The sequence below is a fragment of the Castellaniella sp. MT123 genome (assembly GCF_039614765.1).
GTDB lineage: Bacteria > Pseudomonadota > Gammaproteobacteria > Burkholderiales > Burkholderiaceae_B > Castellaniella.
Window position 1 is genome coordinate 22,683 of record NZ_CP154879.1, and the last position, 24,625, is coordinate 47,307.

The following is a 24,625-nucleotide window of genomic DNA, read 5'->3' on the forward strand; positions in this document are numbered from 1 at the left end:
ATCCGCTTGCGGCGTTTTTCCTGTCTACGCCCCTGCTGGAAATCTTTCTTTTTCTCCTTTGATTGTGCCGATAACGGTCTTTGACCGGCACTGAGTTGACACCGAACCTCGCGTCTGCGGCACGTCTTTGTGCGCGACGTGCAGGAGAAATTCGGAGGTCAGAATGCAAGGGACCAGTGTGCTGTTCGGTCAGGTGCTGACGGTGTTTGGCATCGTCATCGCCGGCGTGTGGGGCGCCACACAATGGACCGCCGCTGCACTGGGCTACCAGCTACGCCTCGGCACTCCCTGGTTCGATTTCTTCGGTACGCCGATCTACCACCCTTGGCGGCTGTTCGAGTGGTGGTTCGTCTTCGACGCCTACGCGCCGCATATCTTCAACACGGGTGGTGCGATCGCTGGCGCCGGTGGCCTGGTTGCCATGGTGGTCGCCATCGGTATGTCGATCTGGCGCTCGCGGCAATCCAAGCTGGTCACTACCTACGGCTCCGCACGCTGGGCCGATGCAAAGGAAATCCGCAAGGCCGGGCTGACCGACCCGGCCGGTGTCTTCCTCGGTCTGCATGACAACCAGTATCTGCGCCATGAAGGACCGGAACACGTCCTGACCTTCGCGCCTACACGCTCGGGCAAAGGCGTGGGTCTGGTAGTGCCGACGCTGTTGTCGTGGCCTGCATCCGCAGTCATCCACGACATCAAAGGCGAGAACTGGAACATCACCGCAGGTTGGCGTTCGCGCTTCTCGCACTGCCTGCTGTTCAACCCCACTGACCCCAAGTCCGCCGCTTATAACCCGCTGCTGGAAGTGCGACGCGGCGCGCATGAAGTGCGCGATGTGCAAAACATCGCCGACATCCTGGTTGATCCCGAAGGTGCGCTGGAGCGGCGCAACCATTGGGAGAAGACTTCGCACGCGCTGCTCGTCGGCGCGATCTTGCATGTGCTCTATGCGGGTGAAGACAAGACGCTGCGTGGCGTCGCCAATTTCCTGTCCGATCCGGCTTGCCCGTTCGAGGTGACCTTGCACCGGATGATGAGCACGCGGCACCTGGGCACGAGCACCCATCCTGTCGTTGCATCGGCCGCGCGCGAAGTGCTCAACAAGAGCGACAACGAGCGTTCGGGTGTGCTGTCCACGGCCATGAGTTTTTTGGGTTTGTACCGCGACCCCACGGTGGCCGAAGTCACGTCGCGCTGCGACTGGCGCATCGCCGACCTGATCTCTGCCGAACATCCCGTGTCGCTGTACCTGGTGGTGCCGCCATCGGACATCAGCCGCACCAAGCCGCTGATCCGACTGATCCTGAACCAGATCGGTCGAAGGCTCACTGAGTCGCTTGATGGTTCTGATGGCGTGGAACGCAAGCACAAGCTGCTGTTGATGCTTGATGAGTTTCCGGCGCTGGGCCGTCTGGACTTCTTTGAATCGGCACTGGCCTTCATGGCCGGCTACGGCTTGCGTGCCTTCCTGATTTCGCAGTCGCTCAACCAGATTGACAAGGCCTACGGCCAGAACCATTCGATTCTGGACAACTGCCATGTGCGCGTGACCTTCGCCACCAACGACGAACGCACGGCCAAACGCATCTCCGAGACACTGGGCACCGCCACCGAGCTGCGCGCGCAACGCAACTATGCGGGCCATCGTTTGGCGCCATGGTTGGGCCACCTGATGGTGTCGCGCCAGGAGACAGCGCGGCCACTGTTGACCCCAGGCGAAGTCATGCAACTGCCACCCGATGAATCGGTGGTGATGGTCTCCGGCCATGCGCCAATCAAGGCGAAGAAGCTGCGCTACTACCTTGACGCCAACTTCAAGCGGCGCGTACTGCCGCCGCCCACGTTGATGCTGGGTCGCTACGCCGACGTGCCTGCAGCGCGCGCCGACGACTGGAGTGCCTTGGCGATCCCCACGACGCCAGCCACGTCCGCCACGGCTGGACTGGGTGAATCAGCCGATGACGGCGGCCCCCGCCAGCAGCCGGAGTTGTCCGAGATTGCCACCTACAGCCCCGAACTCGATCAGTCGGCCAGCGACCTGTCGCTGCTCGATGACGACGACTTGCCGCTTCCCCTCCCATCCCAGTTCGACCCGCGCTTGCAGCGCACGGCGCGGCTGGCAGCCCTCGACCCTGACGACGGAATCCAGCTATGACCCAAGCTCGCTTGAATCTCTTCATTCAACCCGACCACGCCAAGCGCCTGGACGAACTGGCCGCCAAGAAAGGCGTCTCCAAGTCCTCCATCGTCGCGGCGGCACTGGCGTCCTGGCTATCGCCGGACGCGGGCGACCAACGCGAGGCGGCAACGGCCAAACGGCTGGATCGCTTGTCGCGTCAATTCGAGCGTCTGGAGCGTGACCAGAACATCTTGATCGAGACGATGGCGCTGTACGTCCGCTACTACCTCACCGTCAGCACGCCGGTACCGGAGGCCCATCAGGAAGCCGCCAAGGCCCAGGGCAAGGCCCGCTTCGAGCAGTTCGTCGAACAGCTTGGTCGCCATGTGCTGCGCGGGCGCAGTCTGGTCAAGGAGGTCTACGAAGAAATCCAGCCTGATGCCGCGCGGCTGCCAGAAGCGGCCATGCAGGAGGACGGGGCATGAGCGCCGTCCCGAAGTTGCCACCCGAGTTGCAGCTTAAGCCGCCGTCATCCGCCGCCACATCGCTGGACCGGCGCATCCGCATGCTGCGCACGGCGATGGGGCCGCTGATTGCCGCCGCACTGGAAGACCCGGACGTGGTGGAGATCATGCTCAACCCGGACGGCTCCTTGTGGATTGATCGGCTGTCGTCGGGCCGCTCGCCTACAGGCGTCAAGCTGTCCGAGGCCGATGGCGAACGCATCATCCGGCTGGTTGCCGCCCATGTTGGCACCGAAGTGCATCGCGGCCAGCCATTGCTGACCGCCGAACTGCCGGAAACGGGTGAACGTTTCGAGGGCATCCTGCCACCGGCTGCGCCGGGACCGGCCTTCGCCTTGCGCAAGCGCGCGGTGAGCATCATTGGTCTGGAGCGCTATGTCGCCGACAGCATCCTGACCGAGGAACAAGCCGAATTTCTGCGCCACGCAGTGCGTGAGCGGCAGAACATTCTGATTGCTGGGGGCACCAGCACCGGCAAGACCACGCTGGCCAATGCGTTGCTGGCCGAGATTGCCGCCACCGGCGACCGGGTGCTGGTCCTCGAAGACACCGTGGAACTTCAGTGTGCCGCCCGCGACCATGTATCGCTGCGCACGCGGGCCAACGTGGTGTCGATGGCCGAACTGGTGCGGGCCACGATGCGCCTGCGGCCGGATCGCGTCATCGTCGGTGAAGTGCGCGGCGGCGAAGCCCTGGACCTGATCAAGGTCTGGGGCACCGGGCACCCTGGCGGTATCGCCACCATCCACGCCAGTTCCGCCCACGGTGCGCTGCTACGCCTGGAACAACTGATCCTCGAAGTCGCCTTGACACCGCCGCGTGCGCTGATCGCCGAGGCGGTGAATGTCGTTGTCTTCATCGCTGGGCGCGGACGCGCCCGCCATGTCCAGACCATCGCCCGCGTGGTCGGCTTCGACGGCCACGGCTACCAACTCGACGAAGCCCTGGCACCGCCATTCCCTTTGCTACAGCCGCCGCTTCCAACCATTTCGCTCCCTTCCTCAACCACCCCTGGAGAACTGCCATGACGTACACCGTACACACCACTTTTTCGACTTCCCGCTTTTCTGTAAATCCGCATCTGCGGCTGGCGTTGCACGTTGCCGTGCTCGCCGCGCTGTTGCTGTGTCTGGCAACGACGGCCCACGCGGCCGGCTCCAGCATGCCCTGGGAAGGGCCGCTGCAATCCATTCTTGAGTCGATCCAGGGGCCGGTGGCCCGGATCGTGGCGGTCATCATCATCATTTCCACCGGCCTGGCGCTGGCCTTTGGCGATACGTCGGGTGGCTTTCGCAAGCTGATTCAGATCGTATTCGGGCTGTCGATTGCGTTCGCCGCTTCCTCGTTCTTCCTGTCGTTCTTCTCGTTCTCGGGCGGGGCGGTGGTCGCATGAGCGCTCCCAACGAATTCGCGGCGGGCTTTGCCAGTGGTTTCGAGATTCCGCTGCATCGCTCACTGACCGAACCCATCCTGCTGGGCGGCGCGCCGCGCACCGTGGCGATTGCCAACGGCACGCTGGCCGCCGCCGTCGGCCTGGGCCTGCAACTGTGGATTCCCGGTCTGGTGCTGTGGATCGTCGGCCATTCGCTGGCAGTCTGGGGTGCGCGGCTCGATCCCCAGTTCATGGCCGTGTTCGCCCGGCATATCAAACACCGCCCACTGCTGGATGTGTAAGGCGAATGAGGAGAACACACCATGATGCATCTCGCTGAATACCGCAAGCGTCCCGCACTGCTGGCCGACTGGCTGCCTTGGGCCGGGTTGGTCGCGCCGGGTATCGTGCTCAACAAAGATGGCTCGTTCCAGCGCACGGCGCGCTTTCGTGGGCCGGACCTGGACAGCGCCACGCAGGGCGAACTGATCGCCACGTCGGCGCGGCTGAACAACGCGCTGCGTCGGCTGGGATCGGGCTGGGCCTTGTTCGTCGAAGCCGAGCGGCGTGCGGCCGCCGACTATCCACATTCGGCGTTTCCCGAGCCACTGTCCTGGCTGGTGGACGAGGAACGCCGGGCCTCGTTCGAGGAAGACCACAGCCACTTCGAGAGCGGCTACCACCTGACGCTGGCGTACCTGCCCGCCGAGGAATCCCGCGCTCGCGCGGCCAAGCTGCTGTACGAGAACACGCCGCAGGGCGGCGTGGACTGGCGCGAACGGCTGGAGTCGTTTGTCTCGGAGACAGAACGTTTCTTTGACCTGCTCGATGGCGTCATGCCGGAGATAGCCTGGCTGGACGACAGCCAGACCTTGACCTACCTGCATGCGACCGTCTCGACCCGGCGTTACCGGGTGGCTGTGCCAGAGCATCCGTTCTACCTTGATGCCTTGCTGGCCGATTCCGCGTTGGTGGGAGGTTTGGCCCCCATGCTGGGTGACCAGCACTTGCGCGTGGCATCGGTGCGCGGTTTCCCCACCTCGACCTGGCCAGGGCTGCTGGACGACTTGAACCGCATGGGCTTTGCCTACCGATGGTCCACCCGCTTTCTCTGCATGGACAAGGCCGAGGCAGAAACGGAGTTGGGCCGACTGCGCCGCCAGTGGTTCGCCAAGCGCAAAAACGTCGTGGCGCTGTTGCGCGAAACCATCTTCCAGCAGGAAAGCCCGCTGGTTGATACCGATGCCTCGAACAAGGCGAACGATGCCGATGCCGCCTTGCAGGAGCTGGGCAGCGATCAAGTCGCCTTCGGCTATGTGACTGCGACGGTGACGGTACTCGATTCGGATGCCGGCGCGGCCGACGAGAAGCTGCGTAGAGTGGAACGTGTCATCCAGGGCCGTGGCTTCGTCACGATCCCGGAAACACTCAACGCCGTGGAAGCGTGGCTGTCCTCAATTCCGGGCAATGCTTACGCCAACGTGCGGCAACCCATCATCTCGACGCTGAACCTGGCGCACCTGATGCCGGTGTCAGCCGTATGGGCCGGGCCGGAGCGCAATGAGCATCTGGACGGGCCACCATTGATCGTGACGCGCACCGACGGCGCCACGCCATTCCGGCTGGTGACGCATATCGGCGACGTGGGCCATACGCTGGTGGTCGGACCAACGGGCATGGGCAAGTCGGTGCTGCTGGCGGCCTTGGCGATGCAGTTCCGCCGCTATCCCGGTTCGCGCATCTTTGCCTTCGACATGGGGCGCTCCATGCGGGCCACCATTTTGGGCCTGGGCGGTGAGCACTACGACCTGGGCACGGATGGAGAAATCGCCTTCCAGCCGCTGGCCCGCATCGACCAGGAGGGTTACCGCACCTGGGCGGCCGAATGGCTGGAAGGTCGGTTGCTGCATGAAGGCGTGACCGTCGGTCCGGAAGAAAAGGCCGCCATCTGGTCTGCGCTCGGGAGTCTGGCGGGTGCGCCGGTGGAGCAGCGGACCTTGACCGGACTGTCGGTACTGTTGCAATCCAACGCGCTGCGCCAGGCGCTCGCGCCCTATGTGCTGGGCGGCGCCCACGGCAAGCTGCTGGACGCGGATTCGGATCGCCTGGGCTCTGGTTCTGTGCAGTGCTTCGAAATGGAAGAACTGATGCACAGCAAGGCCGCTGTGCTGGCCGTGCTGGGCTATTTGTTCGCGCGTTTCGACGAACGCTTCGACGGCGCGCCGACCTTGCTGATTCTGGACGAGGCCTGGTTGTTCCTCGACGACCCGGTGTTTGCCGCGCGCATCCGCCAGTGGCTCAAGACGCTGCGCAAGAAGAACGTCAGCGTCATCTTCGCCACGCAGTCGCTGGCCGACATCCAGAACTCGTCCATCGCTCCGGCCATCGTGGAGAGCTGCGCCAGCCGCATCTTCCTGCCGAATCCGCAGGCGACCGAGCCGCAGATTCGCACAATCTACGAAGGCTTCGGTTTGAACCGTCGCCAGATCGAGATCGTGGCCGAGGCGGTTCCCAAACGCGACTACTACTACCAGTCCCGGCTGGGTAATCGCTTGTTCGACTTGGACCTGGGGCCGATCACGCTGGCCTTTGCCGGCGCCTCGACACCGCAGGACCAACGTGACATTGACGCGGTATCCCGCTCCGTGCCGTCTTCCGACTTCGCAGCCGCCTGGCTGCTCCATCGCGGCCTCGACTGGGCCGCCGACCTTGTTCCGTCCTTTCCGTCCTATTCATCCACCCCAAAGGAGTACCCATCATGAAAAAGACCATCCTCGCCATTGCCGCCGCAACGCTGGTGACGCTCGTGCCCGCCGCACACGCGCAGTGGGTTGTGATTGATCCATCCAACCTGGCCCAGAACATCATGACGGCCGCGCGCACGCTGGAGCAGATCAACAACCAGATCCGGCAGCTCCAGAATCAGGCGCTGTCGCTGATGAACGAGGCGAAGAACCTCACCGGCCTGGACTTCAGCGCGTTGAATGAACTGCGTGCGTCGCTGTCGGCGACAAATCAGCTCATTCAACAGGCGCAAGGCTTGGCGTTCAACGTGTCGCAGATGGAGACCGAATTCCGGCGGCTTTACCCCGATGCGTATTCCGCTTCCACCTCGGGAACCCAGATGGCGACCGATGCGCGTTCGCGCTGGCGCAATTCACTCGAAGCTCTGCGCACTGCGACCAAAGTGCAGTCGCAGGCGGTGCAGAACTTCGCGTCCGATGAGCAGACGCTGACAAACCTGGTGAACCGCAGCCAGTCGGCGGTCGGCGCTTTGCAGGCCACGCAGGCGACCAACCAGTTACTGGCCTTGCAGGCGCGGCAATCCATCCAGGCGCAGCAGTTGCAAATCACGCAGGACCGCGCCACCGCGCTGGAGCAGGCCCGCATCGTTGCCGTGCAGGAGCGGGCCCGCGAAGTGCGGCGGCGTTTTATCGGTGACGGCACGCCGTACAACCCGCAGACCGTTGATTTTTACGGGAATTGAGGTGATGCCATGAACGACGTTTCCGTCATCGACCATTTCCTCAACGTCTTCTCGCACTACATCGACTCCGGTTTCGGTTTGGTGCGAGGAGAAATTGCTTTCCTGACGACCACGCTGGTGGTGATCGACATGACGCTGGCCGGGCTGTTCTGGGCCATGAGCCATGCCAGCGGTGGCGGGGACGACATCATTGGCAAGCTCATCAAGAAGGTGCTGTATGTGGGTACCTTCGCCTACATCATCGGTAACTTCAATCTGTTGGCCGGCATCGTATTCCGGTCCTTTGCCGGTTTGGGATTGGTAGCGTCAGGCTCGACGATCACCCAGGCCGAGTTCCTGCAGCCGGGGCGGCTGGCCAAGGTTGGCATTGACGCCGGTGCGCCGATCCTGAAGCAGATCGGCGACATGGCGGGCTTCCCCGAGGTGTTCGTGAACCTTGACGCGATCGTCGTGCTGTTCCTGGCCTGGCTGGTGCTGATTGTGAGTTTCTTTGTACTCGCGGTACAGCTCTTCGTCACCTTGATCGAGTTCAAGCTGACCACGCTTGCAGGCTTCGTGCTGGTGCCGTTTGCATTGTGGAACAAGACTTCGTTCCTCGCTGAAAAGGTGTTGGGTAACGTGGTGTCGTCGGGCATCAAAGTGCTGGTGCTGGCTGTGATCGTCGGGATTGGCACGGGCTTGTTTGCCGAATTCCAGGTAACCCCGAATGAACCCTCCATCGACCACGCACTGACCATCATGCTGGCCGCACTGGCGATGCTGGGCCTGGGTATCTTCGGGCCAGGCATTGCGACGGGGCTGGTGTCCGGGGCACCGCAATTGGGGGCCGGTGCCGTTGCGGGAACCGCCTTGGGTGCCGCTGGCGCAGCGGTCGCCGTGGGTGCTGCCGCCACCGGTGTCGGTAGCGCCGTTGCTGCCGGTGCGCGTATGGCACCGGGTGCCGCAAAGATGGCCTCAACCGCCAGCAGCGCGAAATCCGCATTCCAGGCTGGTTCTGACGGTGCTGGCGGCGGACTCAAGGGCGCGGCGGCAGGCCTGGGCAACGTCGCCAAGACGGGTGCGCAATCGGTGGGGCAAAAGGTCGCCGCTGGAGCCAAGTCCATGAAGGACCGGGCAGCGGCGGCCATCAAGCCGGAGGCCCCGGCATCCGGGACTGGCGCTGGTGCCGGAGCCGGAGCTGGTTCGACCGCTCAAGGCGACACCGATGCCGCGCCCGCCGATACCCAGCAACCCGCGTGGGCCAAGCGCCTGCATCGTCGCCAGCAAATCAGCCATGCCGCCTCGACCGTTGCCCACACGCTGCGCGGTGGAGACGGCGGCGGCTCGGGCAGCAGTCCCAGCCTGCGCGACCCCTCGGATTCATAAGGAGAACATCTCATGCGATTCAAACGCCCACTGGTGCGCTATACGGACACGCCGCAGCCCGCCACCCCGTATCAATCCGCCGAACAGGTCTGGGACGACCGTATCGGTTCGTCCCGCGTACAAGCAAAGAACTGGCGACTGATGGCTTTCGGTTGTCTGGTGCTGGCCCTGCTGATGGCGGGTGGCCTGGTCTGGCGCTCGGCGCAGTCCATCGTCACACCCTTCGTGGTGGAAGTAGATACCGGCGGGCAGGTCCGCGCTGTCGGTGAAGCAGCCACACCGTACAAGCCCAATGATGCGCAGACGGCCCACCACCTTGGGCGCTTTGTCACACTGGTGCGCTCGCTGTCCATTGACCCCATTGTCGTGCGCCAGAACTGGCTCGATGCCTACGACTACACCACTGACCGCGGCGCGGCGGTGCTCAACGACTACGCGCGGGTGAACGACCCGTTCGCGCGTGTCGGCAAGGAGTCGGTGACGGTGCAGATCACCAGCATCGTGCGCGCCAGCGATGCGTCGTTCAACGTGCGCTGGACCGAACGGCGCTATGTCAACGGCGCAGCCGCTGGACTGGAGCGTTGGACGGCCGTCGTTTCCATCGTCCTGCAAGCGCCGCGCACCGAAGAGAAGCTGCGCCGCAATCCGCTGGGTATCTACGTCAATGGGTTGTCGTGGAGCCGTGAACTTGATTCTTCCGAAGGAGCCAAACCATGAAACCGACTTTGCGCATTTACGTATTGCTGTCCCTTGTGGCGGCCGCATCCATGACCCTCTCGGGCTGCGCCACACAGGGCACGCCACCGCCAGCCATCACGCTGGATGAGGTGGTGCAGGCGCAGCCATTGCCAGAACCGGCCAAACCAGTGGAAGTGGTAGCTGTCCCGCAGCCGTTACCACTGCCCGAGCAGTTGAAGCCCTTGCCGGGGCATGCCGATGACAAGCCCACGCCGGAACCCGCCGACGAGAAGCTGCGCGTGTCCCGCGCCAATCAGGAGGCTCGCATTGCACCCACCCGTGAGGGCTACGTCAATGCGATCCAGGTGTGGCCGTTCACCGATGGTGCGCTCTACCAGGTCTATGCCAGTCCGGGCCGGGTGACGGTGGTTTCGCTCCAACCCGGCGAGGAACTGGTGACAGTTGCAGCCGGTGATACCGTGCGCTGGATCGTGGGCGACACGTCCAGCGGTACGGGTGCAGACCTGCGCGTGAGTGTGCTGGTCAAGCCTACGCGCAGCGGTCTCAAGACCAATCTGGTCGTGACCACCAACCGGCGCACCTATCTGATTGAGTTGACCTCGACCGAGAAGGCTTGGATGGCCTCGGTGTCCTGGGACTACCCGAAAGACCGCATGCTGGCCTTGCAGCGCCAGTCGCAGGTGGCACAAGTAGCGGCGCCGGCGGATGCAGGCCTATCGCTGGAGAAGATTCGCTTCCGGTATGCGATCAGCGGCAGCAATCCATCGTGGAAACCGTTGCGTGCCTTCGACGATGGCGAGAAGGTCTATATCCAGTTTCCCGGCGGCATCGCACAAGGCGAGCTGCCGCCGCTGTTCGTGATCGGCGCGCAAGGTGATGGGCAACTGGTGAACTACCGTTTTCGTTCGCCGTACTACATCGTGGACCGGCTATTCGGCGCGGCCGAACTACGCCTGGGCGCTGACAAAGGTGACGTGGTGCGGATTGAGCGCACGGATGGGACTGTGAGTGGGATGCGGAGGAACTGACCATGAGCCAAGCGAACGATACCCCCGACACACCGGTGCCCGACGTGCCGCCCAAGGTGGCCCCGGAAAACGTGACGCTGCGCTCCCAGCCGCGTCCAGTGACGCGCCTGAACCGGCGCATGCTGGCCGTCCTCGCAGGCGGGCTGGCGACCGCCGTACTCGGTGGCACTATCTGGTCGCTGCAATCAACGCAGCACCGTGGCGCTGGCGACCAGAAGGAGTTGTACAACGTTGATCGCGTATCGCGCTCGGAAGGGCTTGATCGACTGCCAGCGGATTACTCCAAGCTGCCGCCGACCCTGCCTCCTGCGGTGCCGCAGCTCGGCGCGCCGCTGCCGGGCGATTTGGGCGGCCCGATCCACAAGGCCGAGCAACAAGCGCAGGGGTATGGCTACCAGCAGCCTGGCCATGACCCGGCCGAGATTGAGCGCCTGGCGCGTTTGAAGCAGGCCGAGGAAGCGGCGGCTTCTTCCGTGTTCTTCCGTTCAGGTGCTCAAAAGGTGGCTGCTACCGCGCAGCCGCAGGCTTTGCCTGTAGCCACAGCGCTGGCCACGAATACCGCCTTTGATCCGATGGCCGCTGGCCCCGCCTCGACAGCAGCACAGCCCGCCGATCCCACGACGGTACAGAACCGGCAAGACCAGAAAGAGGCGTTTCTGTCCAAAGCCGGTTCTACGGAAACCCGTAATTCCGGGTCTCTGCAAATGCCCACATCGCCATATCAAGTCATGGCCGGTACGGTGATCGCCGCTGCGCTGGTCACGGGCATCAAATCCGACCTGCCGGGCGATGTCATCGCCACGGTGACGGAGCCGGTCTATGACACGGCCACCGGCAAGTACGTGCTGATCCCGCAGGGCTCGCGCTTGCTGGGCAAGTACAACAGCCAGGTGAGTTATGGGCAGAGCCGCGTGCAGGTGGTGTGGAATCGGGTGATCCTGCCGGACACGTCTTCGTTCCAGCTCGACAAGCTGGTCGGCACCGATCCGGCGGGCTATGCGGGTCTGGAAGATGGAGTGGACTGGCACTGGGATCGCGTGTTCGCCGGTGCTGCGCTTACGACCTTATTGGGCATCGGCGCCGAGCTGGCCGCACCGGAGAATCGCAATGGTGGTGACCGCGTGGTCATCGCCGGGCGCGACAGCTTGAAGGACTCTGTGAACCAGGTCGGCCAGGAGATGACCCGGCGCAACATGAACATGCAGCCGACGCTGACCGAGCGCCCCGGTCTGCCGGTGCGCGTCATCGTGAATCGGGATCTGGTGCTGCGGCCGTACCAGCCGATGTTTTTTGTGAGGGGGACATCGCGATGAGCACGCCGATCAAGAAGCTGCGGCTTGGGCCACTTCCCAAGACTGAAAGTATCAAGCTGACCTTCGCATGCCCGGCCAGCTTGAAAGCCGACCTCGACCGCTATGCGGCGCTGCACGCGCAAGCCTACGGCGAATCAGTGGACGCGGTGACGTTGATTCCGCACATGCTGGAGGCGTTCATGGCGGGGGATCGGGGATTCAAGAAACGGGAAGCATCAAAGCCGGTGTCGCAGAAGCCACCACAGCGAGAAGCAACGCCTCCGTAGGCGAAGTCACTGCCGAAAGCACTCTCGAACGCGCAGCCTCCAGGCTGCGCGTTCGCATTTGGGGGATCAGTCTCGTGTACTGGTGGGCATATGATTTCGGAGGAAGCAGTCGAAGCCTCCATCCGTGTTGCCCACTCTGGCACGCCAAGACCCGCAACCGCAAGGCTCCTATGTGGCCCCCAGCCTACAAACCCACCGTGGGCTAAAGTCGCTCAGAAGCAGTCTAAACTGTTGGTTTATATGGGTTTTTCGCGCCATGCCCGCCATCAGAAAAGGCTTGACAGCGGACATTTTTTATACCCGTACCGCGCGTATGGGTGGGTTTTCCCCGTTTGTTTGCCTACGCTGGTTTCACTATGATGGATTCTGCATAAAGCTAATACATTAGATAGATAAGGGGGCTGCCGTGTCGATGCGGATATCTGGAAAGACCAAGGCCGCTGTGCAGCGGCTCGACGCGCAGGCGCTGCAGGTCACGGCTGGCAATGCCGGCATGATGTCCTCGTTTACCAACGTCGTGACCGCCTCGCGCGAGCAGGCCGGCATCCTGTCGGGGCTGCGTGACCGGGTCGATCAGCTGGCCGACAGCATCGATGCGGTGGACCAATCGGCCCAGGTGACCCGCGCCGAGGTCGACACCATGCATCAGCTGACGCTCAAAAGCGACGAGCTTCTGCGGGAAACCTCCGGGCGTATCGCATCCCTGGGCCAGTCGGCGCAGGGCCTGAGCGATCGTTTCGGTGAAGTGGTGCGCCATACCGGCGAGATCGAGGCCATCCTGGGGATGATCCAGGATGTCGCCATGCAGACCAATCTGCTGTCCCTGAATGCCGCCGTCGAGGCCGCACGGGCTGGCGAGCAGGGCCGGGGGTTCGGGGTGGTCGCCGAGGAAGTGCGCAAGCTGGCCGCACGCACCGACGAGGCCACCGCCCAGATCCGGCGGATGATCGCCGGCATCACGGACAGCACGGCGGCCGCCGGTGGTTTTCTGGACACGGTGCTCGACGACATTCAGGTCGGAGTCGAGTCCTCGCGGCAGACCGAGGCCATGTTGGCCGACATCAGCCGGCATTCGCGCGAAACCCTGGACGCGGCCAGCGGGCTGGCGGCTGCCGCGCAGACGCAGACCGCGCTCAGTCAGGCGATGGTCGGAGATGTCGAGCGGCTGTCCGCCGCCGCGGCCGAATCGATCCAATGGGTAGGCACGAGCAATGCGCAGATCCGTGAAATCCAGGGCCTGATCGGCGAACTCAAGCGTGAAACGTCCGCCTTGCTGCCGGGTCAGCGCGAACTCGACGTGCTGTCGTCTTGCGTCGAGGAAATGCGCGCCTGCAACATCCTGATCAAGAACGCGGATTCCTACGTGCAGATTCAGGCGGTCGTCACGCGGATCGAACAGATCGATCAACTGATGGACGCCACCTGGTCCCGATTTCACTCACGGGTCCAGGATGGCGATGGACCCCGGCAGTTCGAGCAGGCCTTGCGGCATTACCGTTCCGTCCGCGGCCGGGTCCTGGCCGTAGCCCGCCAGGAACAATTCGACCAGGTCAGGCAGCTGATCTCGGCGCATGGGCGCCCGGCGTATGGTCAGTTGCGCGACGCCCTGAACCGGCTGGACGCGGAAGACCGGCAGCGCCAGACTACGCGCTGGCTGCCATGGCGGGCAGCGTCGCCGGCTCAGGCCTGATGGCGCCCAGCGTCTTTCCGAACCAGCCCAGCTCCATGCCCAGAGCCGCCGCGCCGCCGACGATCGCCAGAGCGGGTGACCTGATGCTGTGATGGGCGGCCTGCGCCACGACGGTTTCCAGGGTGGCGTGCAGGGTTCTCTGTTCCGGCCGTGACCCGTTCTCCACGATGGCGCAGGGCGTCCCGGGCGCATGGCCGTCGGCCAGCAGCCGGCCGCACAGTTCGGGCAGGCGCTCGACACCCATGTAGTACACCAGGGTCCGGCCCTCCGCCTGCGGGTGGACGGGATCAGCTCCCACACTGGACTGCCGATGCGCGGTGGCCAACGTCAGGGTCTGCGCATGATCCCGATGCGTCAGCGGAATGCCCGCATAGGCCCCGCAGGCCAGGGCGGCCGTGATGCCGGGGACCACTTCGTAAGCGATGCCGTGGCCCTTCAGATGCTGCAATTCCTCGCCGCCGCGCCCGAAGACCATCGGGTCGCCGCCTTTCAGCCGCACGACACAACGTCCCTGGCGGGCGTGGGACACCATCAGCGCATGAATGCGGGCCTGGGTGGATTCGTGCGGGCCGCCCGGGGCCTTGCCCACATCGATTACCTGGGCGTCGCGTCGCGCCAGGGCCAGGACGTCGGGACTGACCAGGCGATCGGCCAGAATGACGTCCGCCTCGTTCAGGGCGCGCAGGCCCTTCAGGGTCAGCAGGCCAGGGTCTCCCGGGCCCGCGCCCACCAGCAGGACCTTGCCGCTGGGCGGTCGCGCCCCTTGGGACAAGGCCTGATCCAGCAGGGTTTCGGCGTCATCGGGTCGGTTGCTGCGCAGGGCGCCCGGAATCGGGCCATCCAGCAGCCAGTCGTAGAAGTCGCGCCGTGCCCGCAACTGCGGGCGGGCCTGGCGGATGGCGAGCCGCTTGCGCTGCGCCAGCGCGGCCAGGGCCCCCAGGACAGGATCAAAGAGGGATTCGATCCGCTCACGCAGGCGCCTGGCGATGACCGGCGCGCTGCCGCCCGAGGAAATGGCGATGGTGATGGGTGAGCGATCCACGATGGCAGGCACCTGGGCGCTGGACAGTTCGGCGTCGTCGACCACATTGCAGAACAGTCGCCGGGCGATTGCCGCATCCGCCACCCGCTGATTCAGATCCCGATCGTTGGTCGCGGCAAAGACCAGCCAGGCCTCGTCCAGCCAGGCCGGGTCGAACGGCGCCAGCCGCAGTTCGATGTCACCGGCCGTGGCACGGGCCTGGACCTGGGGATGGGCCGCATGCGCGCCGACGATGACGCGCGCGCCGGCCGACAGCAGCAGGCCGATCTTGCGGTCGGCCACCAGGCCGGCGCCCACGACCAGCACGGTGCGGCCTTTCAGATCGGTGAATAGGGGAAATAAATGCATGCGTCGATTCTCACTGCGATCTTGCCCTGTGGTCTGCCGGAAGCGGGATTCGCCCCTTCAGACCACCCCCGTGCGTACCAGGAAGTCCCCGAACCCCTCGGCCGGCTGGCGAGTGCCGGCATACTGGCCGAAGAGCGCATCCAGGCTGTCCAGAATTTCCGGTTCGGCGATGTTTTCCCGATACAGGCGATTGAGCCGTTCCCCTGTGAAGTCCGCGCCCAGGCGCAGGTCGTAGCGCCCCAGAGCGCGGCCCACCAGGGCGATCTCGCCCAGGTAAGGGCGCGAACAGCCGTTCGGGCAGCCCGACAGGCGCAGCAGGATCGGTTCGTTGCGCAGGCCGTGCTTGTCCAGCAGGGCTTCCAGTTTGGGTAGCAGGACCGGGGCGTAGCGTTCGCTTTCGGCCATGGCCAGCCCGCAAGTGGGCAGAGCCACGCAGGAGATGTGATGACGGCGGATGCCGCTCTGTTCCCGGTAGTCGTCCAGACCGTATTCCGTGACCAGCGCATCGATTGCGGCGCGGTCGGATTCGTCCACGTTGGCGATTACCACGTTCTGGTTGCAGGTCAGGCGGAACTCGCCCTTCAGGATCCGGGCGATCTCGCGCATGCCGGTCTGCTGGCGCAGGTCTTCGTGGTCCCACAGGCGGCCCGAGGCGACATACAACCCCAGATGCCAGCGGCCGTCTTCGCCGCGCGACCAGCCATAGCGGTCGCCGTTGCTCTCGAATCGGTAGGGGCGGGGGGCTTGCAGGGTACGTCCGCTGCGCACCTGGATCTGTTCGCGAAACCAGTCCACGCCCAGGCGATCGACCGTGTATTTCAGGCGTGCGTGCTGGCGTTCCTGGCGGTCGCCGTGGTCGCGCTGCAGGGTGACCACGGCTTCGGCGACGGCGATCAGATCCTCGGGCGTGACGAACCCCACCAGCGAACCCAGGCGCGGATAGGTGGTGGGGTCGCCCGCCGTGGCGCCCATGCCGCCGCCCACCGCCACGTTGAAGCCTTGCAGCGTGCCGTTTTCGATGATGGCGACCAGTCCCAGGTCGTTGGCGAACACGTCGCAATCGTTGGTGGGCGGAATGGCGATGCCGATCTTGAACTTGCGCGGCAGATAGGCCGAATCGTTGCCGTAGATGGGTTCGTCATCCACGGCTTCGCCGACCTGCTCACCGCCCAGCCAGATCTCGGCATAGGCGGTGGTGCGCGGCAGGAAATGGTTGGACAGCTTCAGTACCCAGTCCTGCGTCAGCGCATGCTGGCTGGACAGATACGGATTGACGGAGCTGATCACCTGGCGGTTGACATCGCCGCAGGCGGCGATCGTCGTCGCCCGCGCGTCGTGGATGCCTTGCATGAACGCACGCAGGTTGCGCTTCAGGATGCCGTGCCACTGGAAGGTCTGGCGGGTGGTGATGCGCAGGCCGCGCGTGGCGTATCGCTGCGCCAGCGCGTCCAGCGCCAGCCACTGGTCGGGGCTGATGACGCCGCCCGGCAGTCGCGCCCGCACCATGAAGGCATAGGCCGGTTCCAGCTTCTGCTTGCGGCGCTCGTCGCGGATGTCGCGGTCGTCCTGCATGTAGCTGCCGTGGAACTTCAGCAGTTTCGTGTCGGATTCCGGAATGGCGCCCGTGATGGGGTTTTCCAGTTCCCGGGCGATGGTGCCGCGCAGGAAGTTGCTGCGGGTCTTGATGTCTTCGAGGGGTGACAGGGGGGAAATGCTCATGTCGGCGATGTTCGGGTCAGGTAATGGTGGATCAGGGCTCGGTGGCGTATCAGGCAGTCCGGGGCGGTGGTGCGTGCGATCAGTACACGTCCCGGGCATAGCGCCCCTGGGCGGACAGGTCGTCGAGCCATTGCCGGGCGCCTTCCTCGTCCAGGCCACCCTGGTCGCGGGCGATCTCCAGCAGTGTCGCGTGGATGTCGCGGGCCATGCGTTCCGCATCGCCGCAGACATAGATGTGGGCGCCCGCCTGGATCCAGTCGTAGACGTCCGCGCCGCGTTCCAGCAACCGGTGCTGGACGTAGACTTTGTCAGCCTGGTCGCGTGAGAACGCCAGGTCGATGCGGTTCAGGTGGCCGTCCTTCAAGGCCTGCTGCCATTCCGTCTGATACAGGAAATCGCTGGTGAAGTGCGGGTTGCCAAAGAACAGCCAGTTGCGTCCCGTGGCGTCGGATTCGGCGCGTGCCTGCACGAAGGAGCGAAATGGCGCCACGCCGGTGCCCGCCCCGATCATGATGATGTCGCGCGCGGAATCGGCCGGCAGGCGGAAACGGGTGTTCTCCTCGATGAAGACCGGTACCGTGTCGCCTTCGGCCCGCTCGGCCAGGAAGTGCGACGCCACGCCCCAGCGGGCTTCGCCCTCTTTGTCGAACGCGACGTGCGCCAGCGTCAGGTGGACTTCGTCCTCGGCCACAGCGGCGCTGGACGCAATCGAATACAGCCGGGGCGTCAGCGGGCGCAGCGCGGCGACCAGTTCCGGCCCGGTCCAGCGGGCCGGCCATTCGCGCAGGGCGTCGATCAGCTGGTGGCTGCCCAGATAAGCGGCCAGCGAGTCGCGTGCCTCGGGTTTCAACAGGTCTTTGAGTTCATTGCGGCCGGCGCGTTCCGCCAGCGCAGTCAGGAAGGGGCGTGTCAGCACCGTCAGTTCGCGGTGGCGGCCCAGCCATTCGCCCAGCGGCCGCCGGGTGCCCTGGTGTTCGATGGTATCGGCCGCGTTCAGGGCGCTTGCCTCCAGGATGCGGGCCACCAGCGTGTCATCCTGCACGGGCCAGATGCCCAGGGCATCCCCGGGTTCATACCGCAGCTGGCTGCCGGCCAGGGAAAGCTCCAGGTGGCGGATGTCCTTGTCGCTGCCGCGCCCGGTGATGACCTGATTCAGCAGGACCTCCGCCTGGAACGGATGCTCGCGGGTGAATTTTTCGGTCTGCGGGCGCAGGGGCGTTACCGTGGCTTGATGGGCTGCGGGTGCGGCCGGCGTCAGGGCTTCGCTCGCCAGTGCCAGGGCGCGGCCCTGCCAGGGGACGGTGACCGTCTCGAGATCCAGGTCCGCGGTGCCGGCATCCTGCAGGCGCCGCGCGCCCAGTTCAGCCAGACGCTCATCGATTTTCTGCGAGATGCCGCAAAACGACGGATAGCTGGAATCGCCCAGCCCCAGGACGGCGTACTTCAACCGGGGCAGCTTGGGGGCTCGTTTCCCCAGGACGAATTCGACCCAGGCGATGGAATCGTCGGGCGGGTCCCCGTCGCCCTGGGTGCTCATGACCACGTACAGCAGTTGCTCATCCTTCAGGTCTTTCGCCTTGTACTGGTCGGCGCGCACCAGTCGCGCCTCCAGTCCCTGGGCGAGCACCTGCTCGTGCAACTGGGTGGCGACGCGTTTCGCGTTGCCGGTCTGACTGCCGTACAGGATGGTCAGCCGCTGGGCCCCATCGGGGGCTGGCGCCGCAGCGACCGCCAGGGGCGGCGCCACGGTTTCCCGGGCGGGCTGGCGCGCCTGGGCGACCCCGGCGAAATAGCCGGAGAGCCAGTGCAGGCTGGATGGTTCCAGCGTGTCGGCCAGTTCAGCGATCAGGGAATGGCGGGCTTCCGGCAGATAGTTCGGCGCGAGCATGGCGTGGCCTTGGCGAAACGAAAGAAGCGTCCATTCTGGGACGCTTCCGCCATGCCGTGAACGAACCGATGCTTATGTTTTTATGCGGATATAAGCAAATGACGGGACCCGGGGGTCCCGTCCGGCCGATGGCCGTGGTCAATGAAACAATGCGCTTGCCTTCAGCAGTGTTTCCCAGATCCCGAGGGCCAGGGGGATGCCGACGTAGAGCCAGAACAGGATGAGGAGGGCCGGAGATGACGTGGAAACTGGTGCGGACATGATGTCTCCTTATTTCTGGGTAGCGAGCGCGGGCTGGGCCAGAGACCCAGGTTCGGTATCGCCCGCCATGTGATGGTGCGAGGCCACGGGGCGCACGAGCAGATTGCAGATGAAGCCGACCACCAGCAGGCCCGCCATCAGGTACATCGTGACCGTATAGGACTGTCCGGGCGGGACGCCATGATCGACCTGGTACTGGCGGATGTAGTTCACCAGGACTGGCCCCAGCACCCCGGCCGCGGCCCAGGCGGTCAGCAGCCGGCCATGGATGCCGCCCACATAACGGGTGCCGAACAGGTCCGCCAGATATGCGGGAACGGTCGAGAACCCGCCGCCGTACATCGAGATGATGATGGCGTAGAACAGCACGAACAGGGCGACATTACCCGATGCCCCCATCCCGGGCACCAGGAAATACAGGATGGCACCCAGGACGAAGAAGATGCCGTAGGTGGTCTTGCGGCCCAGGTAATCCGAGGTGCTGGACCAGAAAAAGCGTCCCAGCATATTGGCCAGGGACAGCAGGCCGACGAAGCCCGCTGCCGCAGCCGGCGTGATGGCGCCCTTGAAGCTCTCCTGGATCATGACCGATGCCTGGCCCAGCACGCCGATGCCGGCGGTCACGTTCAGGGTCAACGCCCACCACAGCAGCCAGAACTGCGGGGTCTTGAGCGCCTGGTCGATGTGCACGTGATTGCGCGAGATCATGCCCTTCTGGGTGACGGGCGGGGTCCAGCCGTCCGGTTTCCAGTTCGCCGCCGGGATACGGATCGCGTAGGCGCCGATCATCATGGAGATGAAGTACAGCACACCCATGACCAGGAAGGTCTGGGACACCCCCATGGAGGTCGGCGTGCGGAAATGTTCCATCAAGCCGACCGACAAGGGGGACGCGATGAAGGCACCGCCGCCAAAGCCCATGATCGCCATGCCCGTGGCCATGCCGCGCTTGTCGGGAAACCACTTGATCAGGGTGGAGACCGGCGAGACGTAGCCAATGCCCAGACCGATGCCGCCGAGCACACCGTACCCCAGATACAGCAGCCAGAGCTGATGCGTGGATACACCGACGGATGACACAATGAAGCCGCCACCAAAGCAGCAGGCGGCGACGAACATGGCCTTGCGCGGGCCGACTTCCTCGAGCCACTTGCCGGCGAAGGCGGCGGAAAGGCCCAGAAACAAGATGGCCAGGCTGAAGATCCAGCCCAGTGCCGGCAGGCCCCAGTCATCAGGGGCCGACTTCTGGATGCCGATCAGCTTGGTCATCGGGCCGTTGAAGACCGAGAACGCATAGGCCTGACCGATACACAGATGAACCGCCAGCGCGGCGGGAGGAATCATCCAGCGGTTGAACCCGGGTGGGGCGGTGATGCGTTCCTTGCTGAAAAAGCTGGAGCGGGTAGCTTCCGTACTCATGCTGTCTCCTCCTGGGTCGAATGCCCGGACTGTTGTTGATGTTGCGGTTGAGGTCGGAAAAAAGATTTAACGCGGTGCCGTGGCGGCCTGGGCCGGCAGTAAACGGTCCCGGTGGCGCTGGATGGCCTCCTGGCAGATGGGGGTCAATGTCGTGGCGCCGCGCTGGCCATCGGGGTGCACGGTCAGATAGTCCAGCAGCGCCTGTCGCATGCGGGGATCCCAGAAGCGCCGGATGTGGTCGGCAATGCCGTCAATGGCGGCGGAACGATCCGGCATGGCTTCGAAGAAATAGCCGATACGGTTGGCCAGCCGGATCAGATGTTCGATGTTGGTCACGGGTGGCTCCTGTCCTGTTCCAGGTAGTCGGGGTGGCTATATATGGTGAAGCGGCCGTCTCGGGCGAAGCCGGCCAGCATCATGCGGGCGGATTGCGCCAGCCGCACCGCCAGCGTGGTGGGGGCGGATACGGCGATCAGGGCGCCGATACCCGCCGCGTGCGCCTTTTGGACCATCTCGAAGCTGGCGCGGCTGGAGACCACGACGAATCCTGCACCCCGGTCAACCGGTTCGCGCAGCAGGCGGCCGATCAGCTTGTCCAGTGCGTTGTGCCGGCCGACGTCCTCGTAGATCCAGCCCGGCTTGCCATGCGCATCCGCCCAGGCCGCCGCGTGCGTGGCGCCTGTCAGGTTGTGCAGGGGCTGGTGCTGGCGCAGCTCGCGCAGGGCGCGCACGATCGCGGCCCGCCGCCAAGGCTGCACCGGCCGGGGCAGCGGCGGCAGGTCGCGGGGGACCTGGGCCAGACTCTGGACGCCGCAGAGTCCGCAGCCGGTGCTGCCGGCCAGGGTGCGGCGTCGCTGCTTCAGTGCGTGCAGGCGGGCGTTGACGATGGTCAGGCGCACGATCAGGCCCAGCGGGGTGGTCTCGACGTCCAGGTCGAGCACATCCGATGCCGCCTGGACGATCCCTTCGGTAAATGAAAAGCCCAGGGCCAGCTCTTCGATGTGCAGCGGGGATGCCAGCAAGGTGGCATGGGCGATCCCGTTGTATTCCAGGGCCACCGCCTGCTCGCAGGCGATGGCGTCCTGGGCGGCTGTCGCTTGCGCTTCCTGGACGCGCAGGATGGGACCCAGTTCATGGGCGGCATCATGGCCCGGGTAGTCGGCCATGGGATCGAAGTCGGCAGGGTGCATGGCGGCCTCCGCCTTACGAGCCGGCCGGGGCCGTGATGGTTTCCCGGGATTTCAGGAGCCGGTCCTGCCGCCGTTGGACTGCGGCCCAGTCCTGTTGCCATGGCGAGGGCGCCGTGACCTTGCTCACCTGGACAGCGGTGACCTTGTATTCGGGGCAGTCCGTCGCCCAGTCGGTGTTGTCGGTGGTCAGGACGTTCGAGCCGCATTCCGGGAAATGGAAGGTGGTGTACACCACGCCCGGCTGGATCCGGTCGGTGACGGTGGCCCGCAGCGTGGTTTCCCCGGCACGGCTCTGGATCGTGACCCGGTCCCCCTCGACGATGCCGCGATCTTCGGCATCGTGCGGATGGATCTCCAGGATGTCCTCGCTGTGCCAGGCGTTGTTGGCCGTCCGGCGGGTCTGGACCCCGGCGTTGTATTGCGACAGGATCCGGCCGGTCGTCATGAGCAGGGGATAGCGCCGCGTGGAGCGTTCCTCGGTCGGGACATACTGCGTGATCATGAACCGGCCCTTGCCGCGCACGAATTCGCCCACGTGCATGATCGGCGTGCCGTCGGGTGCGGCATCGTTGCAGGGCCACTGGATGCTGCCGCCCAGCGCGGCGATGCGACCGAACGACACCCCGGAAAACGTGGGTGTCAGGCGGGCGATCTCGTCCAGGATCTCGCCGGGATGGGCGTAGTGCATGGGGTAGCCCATGGCATTGGACAGCGCGCAGGTGACTTCCCAGTCGGCCAGGCCGGCCTTGGGCGCCATGACCTGGCGCACGCGGGAAATACGCCGTTCGGCATTGGTGAAAGTGCCGTCCTTTTCCAGGAACGATGACCCGGGCAGGAAGACGTGCGCGTATTTCGCGGTCTCGTTCAGGAACAGGTCCTGGACAATCACGCATTCCATGGCTTTCAGGGCTTCCACGACGTGGCGCGTGTTGGGGTCGGACTGGGCGATGTCTTCCCCCTGGCAGTACAGGCCCATGAACGAGCCGCTGTGGGCGGCGTCGAACATGTTGGGCAGGCGCAGGCCCGGTTCGGACTGCAGCGGCACGCCCCAGGCGCGTTCGAATTCGCCGCGCACCCGATCGTCCGAGACATGCCGGTAGCCGGGAAATTCGTGGGGAAACGATCCCATGTCGCAGGATCCCTGCACGTTGTTCTGCCCGCGCAGGGGATTGATGCCCACGCCTTCGCGGCCGATGTTGCCGGTGAGCATGGCCAGATTGGCGATGCCCATGATGGCCGTGGAACCTTGGCTGTGTTCGGTGACCCCCAGGCCGTAGTAGATGGCGGCATTGCCCCCTGTGGCGTACAGCCGTGCCGCGCCGCGCAGGTCGGAGGCCGGCACGCCGGTGATGGATTCCGTGGCTTCCGGGGCGTGTTCGGGGCGGCGGATGAACTGCAGCCATTCGTTGAAGGCCCGGTCCTCGCAGCGGGCCTGCACGAAGGCCTGATTGATCAGATCTTCGGTGACGATGACGTGCGCCATGGCATTGAGCACCGCGACGTTGGTGCCGGGGCGCACAGGCAGGTGAAAGTCCGCCTTGACGTGGGGGCCGTCCACCAGCTCGGTCTGGCGGGGGTCGATGACGATCAGCCGCGCGCCCTCGCGCAGGCGGCGTTTCAGGCGCGAGGCGAATACCGGGTGGGCGGCGCTGGGGTTGGCCCCCAGGACCACGGCGACGTCCACATGCATCACGGAATCGAAGGTCTGGGTGCCGGCCGATTCGCCGATGGTGGTCTTCAGGCCGTAGCCGGTCGGCGAATGGCAGACGCGGCCGCAGGTGTCCACGTTGTTGTTGCCCATGGCCGCGCGCACGAATTTCTGCACCAGGTAGGTTTCCTCGTTGGTGCAGCGAGAAGACGTGATCCCACCGATCGAATCCACACCGTATTTGGCCTGGATGCGGCGCAGTTCCGATGCGGCGTGCCCGATGGCTTCGTCCCACGAGACCTCGCGCCAGGGATCGTCGATGCTGGCCCGGATCATGGGTTTGGTCAGGCGGTCGGCATGGGTGGCGTAACCCCAGGCGAAGCGCCCCTTGACGCAGGAATGTCCCCGGTTGGCCTTGCCGTCCTTCCAGGGCGTCATGCGTACGACGCGTTCGCCCTGCATTTCCGCCTTGAAGCCGCAACCCACCCCGCAGTAGGCACAAGTGGTGATGACCGCGTGTTCGGCCTGGCCGCTCTCGATGATGGTGTTCTCGATCAGCGATCCGGTCGGGCAAGCCTGGACGCAGGCGCCGCAGGACACGCAGTCGCTATCCAGGAACCCGTCGTTCTGGCCGGCGACGATGCGCGAATCGAAGCCGCGCGCCTCGATGGTCAGGGCGTAAGTGCCCTGCACGTCGTCGCAGGCGCGCACGCAGCGGCTGCAGACGATGCATTTGGATGCGTCATAGGTGAAATAGGGATTGCTGGTATCGACCGGATCCTGCCGATGGTTGGCGCCATCGAAGCCGTAGCGCACGTTGCGCAGGCCGACCACGCCGGCCATATCCTGCAGTTCGCAGTCGCCATTAGCCGGACAGGTCAGGCAGTCCAGCGGATGATCCGAGATATAGAGTTCCATGACGTTGCGGCGCAGATCATGGAGTTTCGGCGTTTCGGTGCGGACCACCATGCCGTCTTCCACCGGCGTGGTGCAGGACGCCGGATGCCCCCGGCGGCCTTCGATTTCCACCAGGCACAGGCGGCAGGATCCGAAGGCGTCCAGGTTGTCGGACGCGCACAGCTTCGGGATCTGGATGCCGCTTTCGGCCGCGGCGCGCATGATCGAGGTGCCGGCGGCCACGGTGACGGCCTGGCCGTCGATGGTCAGCGTCACGGTTTCAGTGGACAGGGATGGCGGCGTGCCCAGGTCGCGGTCACGCGTAAGGACGGTTTCGAGCATGGCGGGCT

Annotated in this window: 21 protein-coding genes; 13 read left to right on the plus strand and 8 right to left on the minus strand. The window is 64.9% G+C overall.

Annotated features, from left to right (window positions below; genetic code table 11):
- The first annotated feature begins 163 nt into the window (after positions 1–163).
- The 13 genes from ABCV34_RS00145 (at position 164) to ABCV34_RS00205 (ending at position 13,863) form a co-directional block, all read left to right on the plus strand.
- Positions 164–2,155, plus strand: a complete 1,992-nt coding sequence (locus ABCV34_RS00145) for a conjugal transfer protein TraG (RefSeq protein WP_345797227.1) — start codon at positions 164–166, stop codon at positions 2,153–2,155.
- Entirely contained in the window at positions 2,152–2,604 is a 453-nt protein-coding gene (locus ABCV34_RS00150) for a CopG family transcriptional regulator (protein ID WP_345797228.1), read from the plus strand. The genes ABCV34_RS00145 and ABCV34_RS00150 overlap by 4 nt, the downstream gene beginning before the upstream one ends.
- Complete coding sequence (trbB, locus tag ABCV34_RS00155; RefSeq protein ID WP_345797229.1) at positions 2,601–3,671, plus strand: P-type conjugative transfer ATPase TrbB; 1,071 nt, start codon at positions 2,601–2,603, stop codon at positions 3,669–3,671. The genes ABCV34_RS00150 and trbB overlap by 4 nt, the downstream gene beginning before the upstream one ends.
- Positions 3,668–4,036, plus strand: coding sequence for a TrbC/VirB2 family protein (locus ABCV34_RS00160; RefSeq protein WP_345797230.1), 369 nt, complete (start codon positions 3,668–3,670; stop codon positions 4,034–4,036). Before trbB ends, ABCV34_RS00160 begins: the two co-directional genes overlap by 4 nt.
- Positions 4,033–4,317: a VirB3 family type IV secretion system protein gene (locus ABCV34_RS00165; protein WP_345797231.1), complete on the plus strand. Its 285-nt coding sequence runs from the start codon at positions 4,033–4,035 to the stop codon at positions 4,315–4,317. The genes ABCV34_RS00160 and ABCV34_RS00165 overlap by 4 nt, the downstream gene beginning before the upstream one ends.
- Before the next feature lie 21 nt (positions 4,318–4,338).
- A complete protein-coding gene (gene trbE / locus ABCV34_RS00170; protein ID WP_345797232.1) occupies positions 4,339–6,777 on the plus strand; it encodes a conjugal transfer protein TrbE in 2,439 nt (812 codons plus the stop codon).
- A complete protein-coding gene (gene trbJ / locus ABCV34_RS00175) occupies positions 6,774–7,502 on the plus strand; it encodes a P-type conjugative transfer protein TrbJ (protein WP_345797233.1) in 729 nt (242 codons plus the stop codon). The genes trbE and trbJ overlap by 4 nt, the downstream gene beginning before the upstream one ends.
- A 9-nt stretch (positions 7,503–7,511) precedes the next feature.
- On the plus strand, positions 7,512–8,867 hold the full coding sequence (gene trbL, locus ABCV34_RS00180; RefSeq protein WP_345797234.1) for a P-type conjugative transfer protein TrbL: 1,356 nt from the start codon (positions 7,512–7,514) through the stop codon (positions 8,865–8,867).
- A 12-nt stretch (positions 8,868–8,879) separates the two neighbouring features.
- On the plus strand, positions 8,880–9,584 hold the full coding sequence (gene trbF, locus ABCV34_RS00185) for a conjugal transfer protein TrbF (protein WP_345797235.1): 705 nt from the start codon (positions 8,880–8,882) through the stop codon (positions 9,582–9,584).
- Positions 9,581–10,594, plus strand: a complete 1,014-nt coding sequence (trbG, locus tag ABCV34_RS00190; RefSeq protein ID WP_345797236.1) for a P-type conjugative transfer protein TrbG — start codon at positions 9,581–9,583, stop codon at positions 10,592–10,594. The genes trbF and trbG overlap by 4 nt, the downstream gene beginning before the upstream one ends.
- Before the next feature lie 2 nt (positions 10,595–10,596).
- Complete coding sequence (locus ABCV34_RS00195; RefSeq protein ID WP_345797238.1) at positions 10,597–11,907, plus strand: TrbI/VirB10 family protein; 1,311 nt, start codon at positions 10,597–10,599, stop codon at positions 11,905–11,907.
- Positions 11,904–12,173, plus strand: coding sequence for a DUF2274 domain-containing protein (locus ABCV34_RS00200; RefSeq protein WP_345797239.1), 270 nt, complete (start codon positions 11,904–11,906; stop codon positions 12,171–12,173). Before ABCV34_RS00195 ends, ABCV34_RS00200 begins: the two co-directional genes overlap by 4 nt.
- 412 nt (positions 12,174–12,585) lie before the next feature.
- Complete coding sequence (locus ABCV34_RS00205; RefSeq protein WP_345797240.1) at positions 12,586–13,863, plus strand: methyl-accepting chemotaxis protein; 1,278 nt, start codon at positions 12,586–12,588, stop codon at positions 13,861–13,863.
- Here ABCV34_RS00205 and cysG read toward each other — a convergent pair.
- The 8 genes from cysG to fdhF all read right to left on the minus strand — a co-directional run bounded on the left by cysG (position 13,817) and on the right by fdhF (position 24,617).
- A complete protein-coding gene (cysG, locus tag ABCV34_RS00210; RefSeq protein ID WP_345797243.1) occupies positions 13,817–15,253 on the minus strand; it encodes a siroheme synthase CysG in 1,437 nt (478 codons plus the stop codon). The genes ABCV34_RS00205 and cysG overlap by 47 nt on opposite strands.
- Positions 15,254–15,310: 57 nt before the next feature.
- Positions 15,311–16,972 carry an assimilatory sulfite reductase (NADPH) hemoprotein subunit gene (cysI, locus tag ABCV34_RS00215; protein WP_345797244.1) on the minus strand — a complete coding sequence of 554 codons (1,662 nt, stop codon included), beginning with the start codon at positions 16,970–16,972 and terminating at the stop codon, positions 15,311–15,313.
- 79 nt (positions 16,973–17,051) lie between these two features.
- Complete coding sequence (locus ABCV34_RS00220) at positions 17,052–18,860, minus strand: assimilatory sulfite reductase (NADPH) flavoprotein subunit (protein WP_345797245.1); 1,809 nt, start codon at positions 18,858–18,860, stop codon at positions 17,052–17,054.
- A gap of 138 nt (positions 18,861–18,998) precedes the next feature.
- Positions 18,999–19,121, minus strand: coding sequence for an oxalate:formate antiporter (locus ABCV34_RS00225; RefSeq protein ID WP_345797246.1), 123 nt, complete (start codon positions 19,119–19,121; stop codon positions 18,999–19,001).
- A gap of 9 nt (positions 19,122–19,130) precedes the next feature.
- A complete protein-coding gene (locus ABCV34_RS00230) occupies positions 19,131–20,540 on the minus strand; it encodes an OFA family MFS transporter (RefSeq protein ID WP_345797247.1) in 1,410 nt (469 codons plus the stop codon).
- Positions 20,541–20,606: 66 nt separating this feature from the next.
- Positions 20,607–20,876, minus strand: coding sequence for a formate dehydrogenase subunit delta (locus ABCV34_RS00235; protein WP_345797248.1), 270 nt, complete (start codon positions 20,874–20,876; stop codon positions 20,607–20,609).
- Positions 20,873–21,730, minus strand: coding sequence for a formate dehydrogenase accessory sulfurtransferase FdhD (gene fdhD, locus ABCV34_RS00240; RefSeq protein ID WP_345797249.1), 858 nt, complete (start codon positions 21,728–21,730; stop codon positions 20,873–20,875). Before fdhD ends, ABCV34_RS00235 begins: the two co-directional genes overlap by 4 nt.
- A 13-nt stretch (positions 21,731–21,743) precedes the next feature.
- On the minus strand, positions 21,744–24,617 hold the full coding sequence (gene fdhF / locus ABCV34_RS00245; RefSeq protein WP_345797250.1) for a formate dehydrogenase subunit alpha: 2,874 nt from the start codon (positions 24,615–24,617) through the stop codon (positions 21,744–21,746).
- Positions 24,618–24,625: the final 8 nt, after the last annotated feature.

Bases quoted from the DNA above. Each gene is read 5' to 3' on its own strand.
- ABCV34_RS00145 (WP_345797227.1), top strand. From the start codon at position 164: ATGCAAGGGACCAGTGTGCTGTTCGGTCAGGTGCTGACGGTGTTTGGC.
- ABCV34_RS00150 (WP_345797228.1), top strand. From the start codon at position 2,152: ATGACCCAAGCTCGCTTGAATCTCTTCATTCAACCCGACCACGCCAAG.
- trbB (WP_345797229.1), top strand. From the start codon at position 2,601: ATGAGCGCCGTCCCGAAGTTGCCACCCGAGTTGCAGCTTAAGCCGCCG.
- ABCV34_RS00160 (WP_345797230.1), top strand. From the start codon at position 3,668: ATGACGTACACCGTACACACCACTTTTTCGACTTCCCGCTTTTCTGTA.
- ABCV34_RS00165 (WP_345797231.1), top strand. From the start codon at position 4,033: ATGAGCGCTCCCAACGAATTCGCGGCGGGCTTTGCCAGTGGTTTCGAG.
- trbE (WP_345797232.1), top strand. From the start codon at position 4,339: ATGATGCATCTCGCTGAATACCGCAAGCGTCCCGCACTGCTGGCCGAC.
- trbJ (WP_345797233.1), top strand. From the start codon at position 6,774: ATGAAAAAGACCATCCTCGCCATTGCCGCCGCAACGCTGGTGACGCTC.
- trbL (WP_345797234.1), top strand. From the start codon at position 7,512: ATGAACGACGTTTCCGTCATCGACCATTTCCTCAACGTCTTCTCGCAC.
- trbF (WP_345797235.1), top strand. From the start codon at position 8,880: ATGCGATTCAAACGCCCACTGGTGCGCTATACGGACACGCCGCAGCCC.
- trbG (WP_345797236.1), top strand. From the start codon at position 9,581: ATGAAACCGACTTTGCGCATTTACGTATTGCTGTCCCTTGTGGCGGCC.
- ABCV34_RS00195 (WP_345797238.1), top strand. From the start codon at position 10,597: ATGAGCCAAGCGAACGATACCCCCGACACACCGGTGCCCGACGTGCCG.
- ABCV34_RS00200 (WP_345797239.1), top strand. From the start codon at position 11,904: ATGAGCACGCCGATCAAGAAGCTGCGGCTTGGGCCACTTCCCAAGACT.
- ABCV34_RS00205 (WP_345797240.1), top strand. From the start codon at position 12,586: ATGCGGATATCTGGAAAGACCAAGGCCGCTGTGCAGCGGCTCGACGCG.
- cysG (WP_345797243.1), bottom strand. From the start codon at position 15,253: ATGCATTTATTTCCCCTATTCACCGATCTGAAAGGCCGCACCGTGCTG.
- cysI (WP_345797244.1), bottom strand. From the start codon at position 16,972: ATGAGCATTTCCCCCCTGTCACCCCTCGAAGACATCAAGACCCGCAGC.
- ABCV34_RS00220 (WP_345797245.1), bottom strand. From the start codon at position 18,860: ATGCTCGCGCCGAACTATCTGCCGGAAGCCCGCCATTCCCTGATCGCT.
- ABCV34_RS00225 (WP_345797246.1), bottom strand. From the start codon at position 19,121: ATGTCCGCACCAGTTTCCACGTCATCTCCGGCCCTCCTCATCCTGTTC.
- ABCV34_RS00230 (WP_345797247.1), bottom strand. From the start codon at position 20,540: ATGAGTACGGAAGCTACCCGCTCCAGCTTTTTCAGCAAGGAACGCATC.
- fdhD (WP_345797249.1), bottom strand. From the start codon at position 21,730: ATGCACCCTGCCGACTTCGATCCCATGGCCGACTACCCGGGCCATGAT.
- fdhF (WP_345797250.1), bottom strand. From the start codon at position 24,617: ATGCTCGAAACCGTCCTTACGCGTGACCGCGACCTGGGCACGCCGCCA.